At 61.4% G+C, this 14,941-nt stretch carries 12 protein-coding genes; 8 read left to right on the plus strand and 4 right to left on the minus strand.

The window, feature by feature from the left end; translation table 11 throughout:
• Positions 1-11: 11 nt before the first annotated feature.
• The 3 genes from ptsP to cyoD all read left to right on the plus strand — a co-directional run bounded on the left by ptsP (position 12) and on the right by cyoD (position 5,152).
• Entirely contained in the window at positions 12-2,603 is a 2,592-nt protein-coding gene (gene ptsP / locus EOS_RS28725; protein WP_047895581.1) for a phosphoenolpyruvate--protein phosphotransferase, read from the plus strand.
• Positions 2,604-2,712: 109 nt separating this feature from the next.
• On the plus strand, positions 2,713-4,482 hold the full coding sequence (nagE, locus tag EOS_RS28730) for an N-acetylglucosamine-specific PTS transporter subunit IIBC (protein WP_047895582.1): 1,770 nt from the start codon (positions 2,713-2,715) through the stop codon (positions 4,480-4,482).
• Positions 4,483-4,819: 337 nt separating this feature from the next.
• The gene (cyoD, locus tag EOS_RS28735; RefSeq protein ID WP_047895583.1) at positions 4,820-5,152 is read left to right on the plus strand and encodes a cytochrome o ubiquinol oxidase subunit IV; all 333 of its coding nucleotides are present in this window, start codon (positions 4,820-4,822) and stop codon (positions 5,150-5,152) included.
• Between the two features lie 174 nt (positions 5,153-5,326).
• Here the strand turns inward: cyoD and rpoH are convergent, their stop codons facing one another.
• Positions 5,327-6,262 carry an RNA polymerase sigma factor RpoH gene (gene rpoH / locus EOS_RS28740; RefSeq protein WP_047895584.1) on the minus strand — a complete coding sequence of 312 codons (936 nt, stop codon included), beginning with the start codon at positions 6,260-6,262 and terminating at the stop codon, positions 5,327-5,329.
• 409 nt (positions 6,263-6,671) lie between these two features.
• On the opposite strand from rpoH, the gene EOS_RS28745 reads away from it, so the two are divergent.
• Together EOS_RS28745 and EOS_RS28750 are read left to right on the plus strand one after the other, a co-directional pair.
• Complete coding sequence (locus tag EOS_RS28745; RefSeq protein ID WP_047895585.1) at positions 6,672-7,238, plus strand: acyloxyacyl hydrolase; 567 nt, start codon at positions 6,672-6,674, stop codon at positions 7,236-7,238.
• Between the two features lie 51 nt (positions 7,239-7,289).
• A complete protein-coding gene (locus tag EOS_RS28750) occupies positions 7,290-7,685 on the plus strand; it encodes a nuclear transport factor 2 family protein (protein ID WP_047895586.1) in 396 nt (131 codons plus the stop codon).
• A gap of 217 nt (positions 7,686-7,902) precedes the next feature.
• On the opposite strand, the gene leuA is transcribed toward EOS_RS28750, so the two are convergent.
• Together leuA and ybiB are read right to left on the minus strand one after the other, a co-directional pair.
• Positions 7,903-9,561, minus strand: a complete 1,659-nt coding sequence (leuA, locus tag EOS_RS28755; RefSeq protein ID WP_047895692.1) for a 2-isopropylmalate synthase — start codon at positions 9,559-9,561, stop codon at positions 7,903-7,905.
• A gap of 451 nt (positions 9,562-10,012) precedes the next feature.
• On the minus strand, positions 10,013-10,975 hold the full coding sequence (gene ybiB, locus EOS_RS28760; protein ID WP_047895587.1) for a DNA-binding protein YbiB: 963 nt from the start codon (positions 10,973-10,975) through the stop codon (positions 10,013-10,015).
• Positions 10,976-11,209: 234 nt separating this feature from the next.
• On the opposite strand from ybiB, the gene EOS_RS28765 reads away from it, so the two are divergent.
• From EOS_RS28765 to EOS_RS28775, 3 genes are read left to right on the plus strand one after another with little or no spacing between them, the layout of a single operon-like run.
• Entirely contained in the window at positions 11,210-11,908 is a 699-nt protein-coding gene (locus EOS_RS28765; protein WP_047895588.1) for a fumarylacetoacetate hydrolase family protein, read from the plus strand.
• Positions 11,909-11,929: 21 nt separating this feature from the next.
• Entirely contained in the window at positions 11,930-12,574 is a 645-nt protein-coding gene (gene maiA, locus EOS_RS28770; RefSeq protein WP_047895589.1) for a maleylacetoacetate isomerase, read from the plus strand.
• Positions 12,571-13,182, plus strand: a complete 612-nt coding sequence (locus tag EOS_RS28775; RefSeq protein WP_047895590.1) for a LysE/ArgO family amino acid transporter — start codon at positions 12,571-12,573, stop codon at positions 13,180-13,182. The genes maiA and EOS_RS28775 overlap by 4 nt, the downstream gene beginning before the upstream one ends.
• 41 nt (positions 13,183-13,223) lie before the next feature.
• Here the strand turns inward: EOS_RS28775 and ftsY are convergent, their stop codons facing one another.
• Positions 13,224-14,474, minus strand: coding sequence for a signal recognition particle-docking protein FtsY (ftsY, locus tag EOS_RS28780; RefSeq protein WP_087882012.1), 1,251 nt, complete (start codon positions 14,472-14,474; stop codon positions 13,224-13,226).
• Positions 14,475-14,941: the final 467 nt, after the last annotated feature.

Here is a 14,941-nt window from a genome sequence, read left to right on the forward strand (position 1 = left end):
AGAGTCATCCGATGCGCCGTGCCGAGGAGTCCCTGTTGAATCATTCCCCCGAAAACCCGAACGACGTCGTGCTGCTCGCACCGTTCACCGGCCCGATGGTGCCGCTCGCCGATGTCCCCGATCCTGTGTTTGCGGACGGCATGTTCGGCGATGGTATCGGCATCGATCCGCTGGAAGGCGTGCTGCTCGCGCCCTGCGATGGTGTCATCACGCATCTCGCGCGGACCCATCACGCGGTGACTCTGCGCACGTCGCAAGGCGCGGAAATCCTGGTGCATATCGGTATCGATACGGTTGAGCTTGCCGGCAAAGGCTTTACGCCGAAGATCGAGCAGGGCGCAAGCGTGCGCGCCGGCCAGGTGCTGATCGAATTCGATGCCGACTATGTTGCGCAGCATGCGCCGAGCCTCGTTTCGGTGATTGCAATCGCCAACAGCGACGCGTTCGAGGTTATCGACCGCGCCGGCCGCGGCATGCTGAAGGCGGGCGAAAGCCCGTTGCTCGTGCTGCGCGGCAAGGGTGGCGCGAAAGCGGACGCGGCCCGCAGCGATTCGAATTTCACCGACGAAGCGCGCCGCAACGTGACGCTCGCGCATGCAGGCGGTTTGCACGCGCGGCCTGCTGCACGCGCCCGCGAAGCGGCGCGTGGTTTCGACGCCAAGGTGGAAGTGCGTTTCAACGGCCGTAAGGCGCCGATTGAAAGTGTTGTCGGTTTGCTCGGGCTCGGCGCGGGCGAAGGCGCGACGATCGAATTACTCGGCGTGGGTGCACAAGCGGCGGCGGCGGTCGAAGCGGTCGCGGCGGAATTGCTGCGCGAAGCGCATGGCGAAGTGGAAGAGAAACCGGCGCGCACGCAGTCGCCCGCCCCAATCGCCATCGCACGGGACCCCGGCAAGCCGCTCGATCCGAACACGATTGCGGGCGTGTGCGCATCGCCGGGTGTTGCGGTCGGCAAGCTTGTGCGCTGGGACTATAACGACATCACGCCGCCCGAGCAGGCAACGGGTACATCGGCATCGGAAAGCCGCTTGCTGGACAAAGCGATTGCGGCCATCGACGCGGAACTCGGCGAAACTGTCCGTACTGCTTCGCAACGCGGTGCAGTCGGCGAGGCGGGGATTTTTGCGGTGCATCGTGTGTTGCTCGAAGATCCGACGCTGCTCGATGCAGCCCGCGATCTCATCAGCCTCGGCAAGAGCGCCGGGTTTGCATGGCGTGAAGCGATTCGCGCGCAGATCGTGTTGCTGTCGAATATCGAAGATGCGTTGCTGGCTGAACGTGCTGCCGATCTGCGCGATATCGAAAAGCGTGTGCTGCGCGCGCTCGGTTATACGAACACGGCGGCGCGTGAATTGCCCGACGAAGCCGTGCTCGCCGCCGATGAATTCACGCCTTCCGATTTGTCCTCGCTCGATCGCACGCGCGTTACCGCGTTGCTGATGGCGCGCGGCGGCGCGACGTCGCATGCCGCGATCATCGCGCGCCAGATCGGCATTCCGGCGCTGGTCGCGGTGGGCGATGCACTGCACGCTATTCCCGACGGCACGCAAGTCGTCGTCGATGCGTCGGCTGGACGCCTTGAATACGCACCGACCGCACTCGATGTGGAACGCGCGCGCCTCGAGCGCCAGCGTCTCGCGGGCGTACGTGAGGTGAACCGGCGCACGTCGCAGGAAGCGGCTGCCACGAGCGATGGCCGCACGATCGAAGTCGCGGCGAACATCGCGACACTCGATGACGCAAAGACCGCCGTGGACAACGGCGCCGATGCCGTCGGCCTCCTGCGCACGGAACTGCTGTTCATCCATCGCCAGTCGGCACCTACTGCGGACGAACATAGAGATAGCTATCAATCGATCGTCGGCGCGCTGAACGGCCGCACGGCGATCATCCGTACGCTCGATGTGGGCGCGGACAAGGAAGTGGATTACCTCACGCTGCCGCCCGAAACGAATCCGGCGCTGGGCTTGCGCGGCATTCGTCTTGCACAAGTACGCCCCGATCTGCTCGACGACCAGTTGCGTGGCCTGCTAGCGGTGAAGCCGTTCGGCACAGTGCGCATCCTTCTGCCGATGGTCACCGACTCAGGCGAACTTGTGCGCCTGAGAAAGCGTATCGATGAACTCGCAGCAGAAATCGGCCGGACCGATCCTATTCAAGTCGGCGTGATGATCGAAGTGCCGTCGGCGGCGCTGCTGGCCGATCAACTCGCTCAACACGCGGATTTCCTGTCCATCGGCACGAACGATCTCACGCAATACACGCTCGCGATGGACCGTTGCCAGGCCGATCTCGCCGCTCAAGCCGATGGCTTGCATCCCGCCGTGCTGCGCCTCATCAAGGCCGCAACGGATGGCGCGGCCAAACACGGCAAATGGGTCGGCGTGTGCGGTGCGCTTGGCGGCGACCCGGTCGCCGTGCCCTTGCTCGTGGGCCTTGGCGTGACGGAATTGTCGGTGGACCCGGTTTCGGTTCCCGGCATCAAGGCGCTCGTGCGCAAACTCGATTACCCACTGTGCCGTCAGCGCGCCGAGGACGCCTTGGCGCTCGAATCGGCACAGGCAGTAAGAGCAGCAAGCCGCGAAATCTGGCCGCTGGACTAACACGTCCGTCCGGCAGCCGGCCTTCGCGTTCATTAGTAAAAAAAGCTTCGATCGACGACACGTTTCACCACCACGATCAACGACAAGACACTTATCTCTGGAGAACCTGATGGACGCTAACCTGTTTGCAAGAATGCAGCGTCTCGGCCGCGCGCTGATGCTGCCGATTGCCGTGCTACCGGTGGCCGGGCTGCTACTGCGCCTCGGCCAGCCGGATGTCTTCAACATCAAGATGATCGCCGACGCAGGCGACACGATCTTTTCGAACCTGCCACTCCTGTTCGCCATCGGCGTGGCGGTTGGTTTTGCGAAGGACAATAACGGTACGGCCGGTCTGGCAGGTGCGATCGGTTACCTGATCGAAATCGCGGTGATGAAGGACATCAACGACAAGCTCAACATGGGCGTGCTGTCGGGGATTGCGGCGGGTTGCATGGCCGGGTTTCTCTACAACAAGTACAAAGACATCAAGCTGCCAGAGTACCTCGCGTTCTTCGGAGGGAAACGCTTCGTGCCGATTGTCACGGGGGTGGCCTGTCTGGTGATGGGGATTGTGTTTGGCTATATCTGGACGCCGGTCCAGGCAGCCATTGATGCAGCCGGCGGCTGGCTGACGGGTGCGGGCGCCATCGGCGTGTTCGTGTTCGGCGTGCTCAACCGGATCCTGCTGGTCACGGGCCTGCACCACATCATCAACTCGCTTGCATGGTTCGTGTTTGGTTCGTACACGCCAACCGGCGGCGGCGCGGCGGTGACCGGCGATTTGCATCGCTTCTTCGCAGGCGACAAAACCGCGGGCGGCTTCATGACGGGTTTCTTCCCGATCATGATGTTCGGCTTGCCGGCTGCCTGCCTGGCCATGTTCCATGAAGCGCCGAAGGAACGTCGTGCGGTCGTGGGCGGCTTGCTGTTCTCGATGGCGCTGACCGCGTTCCTGACGGGCGTGACCGAGCCGATCGAATACAGCTTCATGTTCTTGGCGCCTGCGCTGTACGCGATCCACGCGGTGCTGACGGGCCTGTCGCTTGCCATTTGCTCGGCGTTGGGCATCCACCTCGGCTTCACGTTCTCGGCCGGTGCAATCGACTATGTGCTGAACTACGGGCTTTCGCAGCGCGGCTGGCTGGCGATTCCCGTCGGCCTGGTCTACGGTCTGGTCTATTACGGGCTGTTCCGCTTCTTCATCCGCAAGTTCAACATGGCAACGCCGGGCCGTGAGCCTGCTACGACCGACGCAGAAATCGAGTCGTACGAATCCACTGGCTTTGTTTCCCCGACAGCCGGCGCTACGGTGCCGCGCGCAGTACGCTACATCGCGGCTTTGGGCGGTGCGTCGAACCTGACGCTCGTCGATGCCTGCACGACCCGTCTGCGTCTTTCGGTAGTGGATTCGGCGAAGGTTTCGGAACCCGAGTTGAAGTCGATTGGTGCTCGTGGTGTGTTAAAGCGTGGCGCGACGAGTGTGCAGGTCATCATCGGGCCGGAAGCCGATCTCATCTCCGATGAAATCCGCACCGAACTCGAACGTTCGTCCACGCGCGGTGGAACGCCGGCTTCGTCTGCATCGGCTGCTGCTTCATCCGCTGCACCGGTTGCTCCGGGCGAACAAGGCCCGCTCGATCCGGACCCGGTGCGCTGGCTCGCTGTGTTCGGCGGCGCAACCAACGTGGCCTCGCTCGATGCGGTTGCCGCCACGCGGCTGCGGGTAGTCGTGCGCGATCCGTCGTCGGTGGATCGCCAGCGGCTGTCGACGCTCGACGTAGCCTGGGTTTCCGCCGATACGTTCCACATTGTCGTGGGTAATGCGGCGCAACGCTATGCAGACACCATGGCAAAGCGTCTTTCTTCTGGCGGTGGTGCATCGCCGCTGCCTGCGTAATTTTGTCGTAAGCGGCTTGCTGCTGAGGTTTCAAAGGCTTAGCCGCTGACAACGCGAATTTTTTGCACAGATGGGTTCGCGCGTTTCTAATTCCTTTGGTTTACTTTAAGACCCGGCATGGCGAAAACCATGATCCGGGTCGTTTATTTTTTTGATAAAATAGTATGTTAACCTAACTATATAGTCGTTGGTAACGAGTTCGATATTCGTCTATTTTTACCGCGCGTTGCACGCAGGAAACATGGGCATTGGCTCCGTCGTTGCGAATCAATTAACACTGCTGAATAACCAAGTCATATCGAGGATCCGGTTTGTTTATTTGACGAGCGTCGTATAAATGGCAAACGCACATTCAATCGATACCGGCGCGGGCCACGGCAGCGTGCGCTCGTATGTCATCGGCTTCATCCTGTCGGTCGTGCTGACGGTCGCGGCTTTCGGATTGGTCACGCAGCAGGTCATGGGGCCGACAGAATCGATCATCGCTATTGCGGTGCTCGCGTTCACCCAGATCCTTGTGCACCTCGTGTTCTTTTTGCACATGAATACGTCGTCGTCGCAGCGATGGAGCGTGGTCGCTTGCGGATTCACCGTGATGGTGGCGGTGATCGTGATCGGCGGGACTTTGCGGGTACTGCATAACGTCGGCGCGCATATGATGTCGCGCTAAGCGGCCGAGGTTTTGCAAGCGGCATAAAAAGAACGCGGTGTCTGAGGGAAACCTCCGGCGCCGCTTTTCATTGGCTCGTACCCTAGCGCGTTGCGCGGGCCAAAGAAAAAGCCCGCCGTCTTTCGACGGCGGGCCTTCCAAGTTTTCGGCGAGCGACTTACCGCTACAAAAACATCAAGCGTATTCGTGCAGCGCCGAGCGCATTTTCTTCATTGCGCTGGCTTCGATCTGACGAATCCGTTCCGCCGATACCCCGAATTCATCGGCAAGTTCATGCAGCGTCTTGCCGCCCGAGCCATCATCTTCCACTTCGAGCCAGCGCGCCTGAACGATCCGGCGGCTACGTTCGTCTAGCGATTCGAGCGCGCTCGACAACCCCTCGCTCTGCAGCTTGTCGAACTGACGCGATGCAAGCACGTTGGTCGGCTCATTGTGCGAGTCCGCCAGATACGCGATTGGCGCGTACGATTCCTCGCCGTCGTCAATCTGGCCTTCCAGCGCAATGTCACCGCCGGAGAGACGCGTTTCCATTTCCGCGACTTCCTCGCGCTTCACGTTGAGCTCTTTCGCCAGGCCATCGATCTCGCCCGGCGTGAACGCGTTGTGCCCGGTTTTATGGCTACGCAAGTTGAAGAACAGCTTGCGCTGCGCCTTCGTGGTCGCCACCTTCACCGTGCGCCAGTTGCGCAAGATGTACTCGTGAATCTCAGCCTTGATCCAGTGCATGGCATACGACACCAGCCGCACGTTCTGTTGCGGATCGAAGCGTTTCACGGCTTTCATCAAGCCGATATTGCCTTCCTGAATCAGGTCGGCGTGGGGCAGGCCATAGCCCAGATAATTGCGGGCGATCGATACCACCAGGCGCAGGTGCGACAGCACGAGCTGACGGGCTGCGTCCAGGTTGTCGTTCTCGCGGAATTCGGTGGCGTACTGACGTTCTTCCGACGGCGTAAGCATCGGAATCCGGTTGACAGCCGAAATGTAGGCGTCGATGTTGCCGATCTGGCCAGTCAACATGGACGACTGCGCAAACGTCAGCGCACCTGCCGAAGCGGCCTTGGCCGGCGCCGAGTGTCCAATATTCGGAAGGGTCATCGCATTGGTCACGCTTGTGTGCTCCTTATCAACAAAAAACCCGATGAGAAACCGGGTCCAGCCACGATATTAGCACTCTGTCATTTCGAGTGCTAAGGATTAGAGGGCCGTTGCGCGCTCAAGTTCCCATACGCTATTAGAATCCATACTCCAATAGCCAATAAGTGCTTTCCCGTACTGTTGTGCGCCGCGAAACGCTTTCTTTGTCAAAGTTACCGTAAGAAACATGCAAGATTTCGCACGATTTGGCTTCCAACCGCCATTCGACGAAACTTAATTCCGCGTTTTCCCTATTGCGCAGAACTGTTCTAAGCATTTTTTTGAGACCGTCTCTAAAATGGCTGCGTGCTGCGTAACAAAGCTGGCCGGCTGGCGAGCTTGGCGGCGAGTCTGTTTGTGAAAAACCCGCTCCGGAGTCTTCATGCAGAAGAACAAAAGTGCCTGGAAAAAGCGCTCTTTCTACGTTGCCCTGTTCGGGGCGCTTGCCATGATTTCGGCGAGTGCCCGTGCCGATCAGTTCGGCATTCAGATCGCCGGCGGCGAAGCCGACCACGACATCAGAAAAGCGGATGTCGGCGTGGTCTGGGACCCCAATTGGACCTGGTGGGAAATCGCAGGTTTCCACTTCACGGTCGTTGGCGAAGCCCACGTGGCCTACTGGGACATCCGTGAAAGCCAGGCATCGCATCCGAACATCTGGGAATTTGGCCTCACACCGATGTTCCGTTTCATCAAGAGCTCGGGATGGTTCCGGCCGTATGTGGAAGCAGGCGTTGGCGTACGCCTTTTGTCGCACGTTCGCGAGACCCCGGACCGCACCTTCTCTTCATCCTTTCAGTTCGCTGACGTCGTGGGCGTCGGGGCTCAGTTCGGCGCGCATCAGAACTATCAGGCAGGCTTCCGGTTTCAGCATTTATCCAACGCCGGTATCGAACACCCGAATCCTGGTATAAATTTCAGCCAGATATATTTGCAATACAACTTCTGACGAGGGCCGCGTCGATCGGTTCCTCAAGTGCGAACGGAAAGGAACCGACAGATGCCGGCACAACCCATCGAGACGCTCATCGAGGCAATACGTGAACTCGAGCGCGACCGTTTCCGCGCGATGGTCGACGGCGACGGGGAATTGCTCGACACGCTGCTGGCGGAGAACGCCAGCTACGTCCACACCAACGGCAAGCGCGAGACGAAGCGGCAGTTCATTGACGCGATTACGGCGGGGCGCCGGCGCTATCGGCAGATCGAGATCCAGTCGCAGGAGCTGATACCGGGCGGGCGGGACACGTGGATCGTGTATGGGCGCGCGTTGCTCGAGATGGAATCGAAGAATGGCGCGTTGCTGTTTCCCATCGCGTACACGGCCATCCACATTCAGCTCGATGGGCAATGGCAGTTGCTCGCGATGCAGGCGACACGCGTGGCGCTGGATTAGCGCTGGTTCGATGCCGTTCGGTCGGGCATCGCGGTTCGGCCGGCGGGACGGCGCCTTGTGAGCGCCGGTCGCCATGCCAATACCGGTTGTCGCGGTTTTATCGCCTGCTTCGCTAACGTCTGCCGCGCTGGGGGAGAAGGCGGTGGTTCAACGGCATCACCGAATTCTGCTGGCGGCGCGCTTAACTCACCTTACTTACTTCTAAAAGCCGCTTCCTTCAAGCCGCGACCGCTTCGCTTTCCACTTCCTTGCGCCCGCTCCAGCGCCCACGATTGACCGCGCTGACGATGGCGTCCGCGACCGCCTGCGCCGCGTTCGCATGCACCGCGACGCCAAAGCGCATAGCCTGATCGCCGATCCGGCAGCCGATGAACACTGCCGTCTCGCCCTTCGCCGTCGCAGCGGTTTCAAACGATGCCACTTCAATCGCGACACCCGCGACCTCGGCCACAGCCGCCGCGACGCGCTGCGCGTGCGCTTCGTCGGCAATCGTAGATACGGGCAGCATCACGTGGCGTCCATCGAAGCGCAACGTCGAGACGTCAGCTCGTGACGCCGGCCCCAGCGCATCGAAGTATTCGCGCCTGAACAATGCGCAAATGGCTTCGCCAGAGACTTCTGCGCCGCAGGCATCGGCGACTTTCTGCACGGCGTGGCTGAATTCGATCTGCACGCGGCGCGGCGGGGTGAAGCCCAGCCCGCGTTCGAGGAGATAAGTCGCGCCGCCTTTGCCGGACTGGCTGTTCACGCGGATCACAGCGTCGTAGCTGCGGCCAAGATCGGCTGGGTCGACGGGGAGATATGGCACATCCCATACGGTGCCGGCTTCGCGCTGCGCGAGGCCTTTGCGGATCGCGTCCTGATGTGAGCCGGAGAAGGCCGTGAACACGAGATCGCCGGCGTACGGATGACGCGGGTGCACGGGAATCCGGTTACAGCGCTCGACCACGCGGCGCACGCCGTCGATATCTGAAAAATCCAGACCTGGGTCGATGCCCTGTGTGTACAGATTCATCGCGAGAGTGACGAGATCCACGTTGCCCGTGCGCTCGCCGTTGCCAAACAGGCAGCCTTCCACGCGATCGGCGCCCGCGAGGATCGCGAGTTCCGCGGCGGCCACTGCCGTGCCGCGATCGTTATGCGGATGCACGGAGAGCACGATGCTGTCCCGATAACCCATGTTGCGATCCATCCACTCGATCTGATCGGCGAACACGTTCGGCATGGCCGCTTCCACTGTGGCTGGCAAATTCACGATCATTTTGTGATCGGGCGTGGGGCACCACATTTGCGCGACGGCGTCGCAGACTTCGCGGGAAAAGGAGAGCTCGGTCATGCTGAACGTTTCCGGCGAATACTGGTAGATCCAGTGCGTGTTGGGGCGCGCGGCGGCACACTCCTTGATGATGCGTGTGCCTTGCACGGCCAGCGCTTTGGTCTCTTCCTTCGACATCCCGAACACGATCTTGCGGAACGACGGCGAAATCGCGTTGTAGAGGTGCACGATCACGCGGGACGCGCCTTCCACGGCTTCAAACGTGCGCTCGATGAGATCCTGGCGCGACTGCACGAGCACTTCGATGGTTACGTCGGCGGGAATGCGATTTTCGGTGATCAGCTTGCGCACGAAGTCGAAATCCGTCTGCGATGCCGACGGAAAGCCCACTTCGATTTCCTTGAAACCCACCGCTACCAGCATCTCGAAGAATTCGAGCTTGGCGTCAATGCTCATCGGGTCGATCAGCGCCTGGTTGCCGTCGCGCAGGTCGGTGCTCATCCAGATGGGGGCGCGCTCAATCGTGCGAGTCGGCCATCGGCGGCCGTTGAGTTTGACCTGGGGGAAAGGGCGGTATTTCTCGGAAGGGTTGCGCATCATCATCGTGGGCCTCGGCTGAACGCGTTGTACGCGTGAAAGCGCAGTCGTTGCGAGGCGGATGAGCGGCCGGCGGCTTGCCGGCATCGTTCCAGTGCGCGCTGGTCAGGCTCGCGTTGTTCCATGGCGTGGGTGACGCCGGTGACGAACGTGAACGATGCAAATGCAGCGTGCATGTGATCCTCGCGTTTTCGCGCCGCGGATGAACGGACGAAAGCAGACGACTACGGGTGGTGAAAAAAAGGGGAACTACGAAACTGCGGGAGGGACCGCGCAAGGAATGCGCGGCGCCACGTTTAGCGACTTACGCTAGACGTAGCGATAGGGGCCGCGCTAGGCGACCCTGAGTAATTCGAAGGGAGGGGAATTGGGTAAAGCTCATTGCTGCACATTAGCGTAGCGCGATCGGGTTTGTCAACCTTGAGCGCCTATCGACTGAAGAATGTCTTTGTGGTCATTGCCGCCTGACGATGTCCGTAATCAGCTCCGCCTGGCGAGCGAGCGCAGGCGGAATAGGCGCCTCGCCGCGCAGCACGGTTTCGATCCAGCGCGCGGTGGTCGCGGCGTCGAGGGCGCTGGGCATAGCCACCGCGGGCGCTTCCGGAGAAGAGCGCTCCGGCGATATCAGTGTCTCCGAGTGACCATCGTGGAACCAGTCCACCTGCACTTGCCGACGCGTGTCCGCCACCGCTTCGCCTTCCGTCCCGCGTGCGAGCAGGGCGCCGCCCGCGGCCGCGTCGGGATGTTCGGTGAACAGTCCCGTCAGGCTCTCGCGATACTCCGGATGCGTGTAGTTCACCAGTCGCAAGCCCGGCTGCGCGAACGGTTGCAGGATCTTGACCAGTGTATGCGTGGAATTTCTCACGCCCATGATTCGCCGGATCGCCAGCAGGCGCGCGAGCTTCGGTGCGAGCACGGCGATCGGCGCGAACGCCAGCCGTCGCGAGGCTAGGTTGTCCTCGATTTCATCGTGGGAAGCGCATTGCTCGATGCCCAGTTCGGCAAAAATCGCGGCGCTGGTCACGCGGCCGGGATCGTCGGTGACGCCATGCACCAGCACCGGCACGCCTTCCCGTGCGAGCAGCAATGCCAGTAGCGGCGTCAGGTTGGGCTGCTTGCGCGCGCCGTTATAAGTGGGGATGGAGACGGGCCGCGCGTGGTCACGGCCGTTCTGGATATGCAGCGGCTCGAACGAGCGATGTGCGGCCGCCAGCATCGCGGCCAGTTCGGCGGCCGTTTCGCCCTTCACGCGATACGCCAGCAACACGGCACCGAGTTCGAGATCGGAGACGCGGTCGTCGAGCATCGCTTCGTAGAGGGCGTAAGTGTCCTCGCGGGTCAGCGCTCGTGCGCCGTTCGGCCCGCGGCCGATTTCCTTGATGAAGCGGGCGCACGGGAAAGCTGCAGTGTCGGTCATCGAATATTCCGAGCGGCCGGCTCGCGCGTCTTGTCTTCAATCACGTTGCGCACGATCAGCCGCTTCAATGTGTGGAGTGCGGGAACCACATTCAGTACCGCATTTGAGGCGGGCGTGCAAGTTGTAGGGACGTTCTGTTCGGGCCTATAGGCCGTTCAGCCGAGTCGCGACGCACAACCGTGCACGTTAAACTTGAGATCTTGGTCGATGCTTCATCACACAGGAGAAAGCGGAATGAGTCATGTATTTGCTCCGGCACCCGCGGTTGCGGTGCCCGTTGTCGGTTCCAGCGAGCAGTTTCCCGTTCGCCGGATTTACTGCGTCGGCCGGAACTACGAGGCGCACGCGCGCGAGATGGGGCACGATCCAGATCGCGAGCCGCCGTTTTTCTTCGGCAAGCCCACCGACGCCGTGCTGTACGTCGCGCCCGGTGCGACCGGCGAATTCCCGTATCCATCGCAATCGAAGAACGTCCACTTTGAGATGGAGCTCGTGGCCGCGATCGGCAAGCAGGGTAAGGACATTCCTGCCGACAAGGCACTCGATTACGTGTACGGCTACGCGCTCGGTCTTGATATGACGCGCCGCGACCTGCAGGCGGAAGCGAAGAAGCTGGGCCGTCCGTGGGACACGGCGAAGGGCTTCGATCATTCGGCGCCGCTCGGTCCGATTCATCCGGTTGCGAAGGTCGGGCATCTGGAAAAAAGCGCGATCTGGCTCACGGTAAATGGCGAAGAAAAACAGCGTTCGGACATCTCGCAACTGATCTGGTCCGTGGGCGACACCATCGCGTATCTGTCGACGCTATTCGAGTTGTTCCCCGGCGACCTGATTTTTACCGGCACGCCTGAAGGCGTCGGCGCGATTCAGAAGGGCGACCTGATGAAAGGCGGTGTCGATGGCATCGGAGAGTTCTCCGTGCGCGTGGTCTGACTATAAAAACGGAGGAGACCGATGAAGCTATACAGCTATTTTCGTAGCTCGGCGGCGTATCGCGTGCGGATCGCGCTGAATCTCAAAGGGCTTGCGTATGAATACGCGCCGATCCATCTCCTGCGCGACGGCGGGCAACAACTGAAGCCCGAGTATCGCGAGCTGAATCCCGACGGGATCGTGCCAACGTTTATCGACGGCGACCACGTGCTGACGCAGTCGCTCGCGATCATCGAATACCTGGAAGAGACGCACCCCGAACCGGCGTTGCTGCCGGGTACGCCACTGGATCGCGCGTTCATCCGGTCGATCGCGCTGCAGGTTGCGTGCGAGATTCATCCCGTCGACAACCTGCGCGTGCTGAAGTACCTGAAGCACACGCTGCAGGTCGGCGACGAAGCGAAAGACGAGTGGTACCGGCATTGGCTGGAGTCAGGTTTCGAATCGCTGGAGAAGCGTCTGGCGAACGATCCTCGCGTAGGCAAGCTGTGTTTCGGCAATACCCCGACGCTTGCGGATCTGTGCCTGGTGCCGCAGGTGTTCAACGCGCGGCGTTTTAATATCGATATGAGCCGTTATCCGACGATCGAACGTATCGCCGATCACGCCGCGCAAATCGATGCGTTCGCGCGCGCCGCGCCCGGGCAGCAACCGGACGCCGAATGACGACAGCCGTTTTTTTATCCGGCGCCGGGCTTGGCGCAAGTTTGATTATCGCGATTGGCGCCCAGAACGCGTTTGTATTGCGGCAAGGGCTGAAGCGGCGGCATGTGGGTTGGGTCGTTCTTATCTGCGCGTTGATCGATGTATTGCTCATCGGGTTTGGGATCGGCGGGATGGGGGCGCTGATCGCGCGAGCGCCGGTGCTGCTTGGGGTGATTCGCTGGGCGGGAGCGGTGTTTCTGTTTCTCTACGGCGTGCGGGCTTTTTACGCGGCTTGGAAAGGGCCAGGGCATTTACACGTCGAGAACGGCGAATCGCAGACGGTGTTGAGCGCGGTATCGACGGTGCTCGCTTTGTCGCTGCTTAACCCGCATGTTTATCTCGACACCGTCGTGTTGCTCGGCGGGATTGGAGCGCGGTATGGCTGGCCGGGGAACGCGTGGTTTGCCGCAGGGGCTATGTGTTCGTCGATCGTCTGGTTCACGGCGCTCGGGTTCGGCGCGCGATTGCTCCAGCCTCTGTTCGAGAAGGATCTCTCGTGGAGAGTGCTCGACGTGATCGTCGGGATTGTGATGTGGTGGATCGCCGGAGCGCTGGTCGTTTCCCGGTGATTTCGCCGCTGGTTGGCGGAATGCCAACCAGCGGCGCCGGTTTAATTGCCCAGCAACGCGTCCGCAAACTCGTCGGCGCTGAACGGCTGCAAGTCCTCGACCTTCTCGCCCACGCCGATGAAATACACCGGAATCGGCCGTTGACGCGCAATTGCCGCGAGAATGCCGCCCTTTGCGGTGCCGTCGAGCTTCGTCACGATCAAACCCGTCAAGCCAAGCGCATCGTCGAACGATTTCACCTGAGCGAGCGCGTTTTGACCCGTATTGGCGTCGATGACGAGCAGCACCTCGTGAGGCGCATCCGGCTGCGCCTTCGCAATCACACGCTTCACCTTGCGCAGTTCTTCCATCAAGTGAAGCTGCGTCGGCAGGCGGCCAGCGGTGTCGGCCATCATCACGTCGATCTTGCGTGCACGCGCGGCGCCGACCGCGTCGAAGATGACGGCGGCGGCATCGCCGCTTTCCTGCGATACAACCGTCACGTTGTTGCGCTCGCCCCAAACCGTGAGCTGTTCGCGCGCGGCAGCACGGAAGGTGTCACCGGCGGCGAGCAGCACGGACTGATCGAAACGCTGCAAATGCTTGGCCAACTTGCCGATGCTCGTGGTCTTGCCCGCGCCGTTCACGCCGGCGATCATCATCACCAGTGGTTGGGCACGGCCAAGCATCAGAGATTTCTCGAGCGGCCGCAGCAGGTCTGCGAGCAGCGAGCGCAATGCGGCCTTGACCTGCATCGAATCGGTAAGGCGTTCGCTGCGCACTTTTTCGCGCAGCGCTTCGAGCAGATATTCGGTGGCATCGACACCGGCGTCCGACATCAGCAATGCCGTTTCGAGTTCCTCGTACAAATCCTCATCGATCTTCGCCCCGATGAAAATTCCCGTCAGGCCCGTACTCGTCTTCGATAAACCGGTCTTCAGGCGCGTAAGCCAGGAACGCTTCGCACTCGGTTCAGGCTCCGGCGGAGGCACGATCACAACGGTTTCTTCAGGCGCCTTCCACTGCGATGCCGTGCGGCCTTGCCAGTAGGGTTTGGCTTCGGGGGGCGTATTCGCGGAGGGGGGAGTCGGCTGGGCCGGCGTGATGGGCGTGCTTGCCGCGGGAAGTGGCGTCGCGGCAGATCCAGCCGAGCCAGTTTGCGTACCCGATGCGGATGCGAGCGGGCTCGCCGGTTGAACTGGCGTGACCGGCGCGGTGGCGGTGTGAAGCGATGTTGCAGCCGAACCTGCTTGCGTATCTCCCGCAGGGGTGGCCGGGGCCGTGGGCTGCGCCGGCGTTGAAGGCGTCGTCACGGAATGAGGCGGCGACGCGGGCGTTTCTGCAGCCGCTACACCGCGCGCGTCCGCCCGCGACGGTTGAACCACCGAGTCCGCCGATTCAACTGGTTGTACGGACCCATCATGCGATTCCACCGTTTCGCTGGACGACCCGGTTGCCGCGGCCGGCTCCGCCGCAAACACATGTCTATTCGACTGCACCGGCGCACCAGCACCGACGTCCGCCTCGCGCGCTCGCGTTTCCGAAGTCCGAACCGCTGCCTCTCCACCTTCCTGCAAGGTTTCCACCGGCTGGGCCGGCATAACCGGCGTAGTCGCGTGCCGAAGCGCTTCAGCGCCTTCGGAACCTGAATCGGCGACGTCCTCGGTTTTGTTTTCCTCGGGCGTATCGGTCGATTTGCCTATTAATCGTTTGAAAAAGCTGAACATGGTCTGCAGTGGTGGGGGTGGCGCGTTTTATCGATGCCGTCGCAACCGCGCTC

The sequence above is a fragment of the Caballeronia mineralivorans PML1(12) genome (assembly GCF_001028175.1).
Lineage (GTDB): Bacteria > Pseudomonadota > Gammaproteobacteria > Burkholderiales > Burkholderiaceae > Caballeronia > Caballeronia mineralivorans.

Coding starts and splice junctions, on each gene's coding strand:
- ptsP (WP_047895581.1), top strand. CDS start 12: ATGCGCCGTGCCGAGGAGTCCCTGTTGAATCATTCCCCCGAAAACCCG.
- nagE (WP_047895582.1), top strand. CDS start 2,713: ATGGACGCTAACCTGTTTGCAAGAATGCAGCGTCTCGGCCGCGCGCTG.
- cyoD (WP_047895583.1), top strand. CDS start 4,820: ATGGCAAACGCACATTCAATCGATACCGGCGCGGGCCACGGCAGCGTG.
- EOS_RS28745 (WP_047895585.1), top strand. CDS start 6,672: ATGCAGAAGAACAAAAGTGCCTGGAAAAAGCGCTCTTTCTACGTTGCC.
- EOS_RS28750 (WP_047895586.1), top strand. CDS start 7,290: ATGCCGGCACAACCCATCGAGACGCTCATCGAGGCAATACGTGAACTC.
- leuA (WP_047895692.1), bottom strand. CDS start 9,561: ATGATGCGCAACCCTTCCGAGAAATACCGCCCTTTCCCCCAGGTCAAA.
- ybiB (WP_047895587.1), bottom strand. CDS start 10,975: ATGACCGACACTGCAGCTTTCCCGTGCGCCCGCTTCATCAAGGAAATC.
- EOS_RS28765 (WP_047895588.1), top strand. CDS start 11,210: ATGAGTCATGTATTTGCTCCGGCACCCGCGGTTGCGGTGCCCGTTGTC.
- maiA (WP_047895589.1), top strand. CDS start 11,930: ATGAAGCTATACAGCTATTTTCGTAGCTCGGCGGCGTATCGCGTGCGG.
- EOS_RS28775 (WP_047895590.1), top strand. CDS start 12,571: ATGACGACAGCCGTTTTTTTATCCGGCGCCGGGCTTGGCGCAAGTTTG.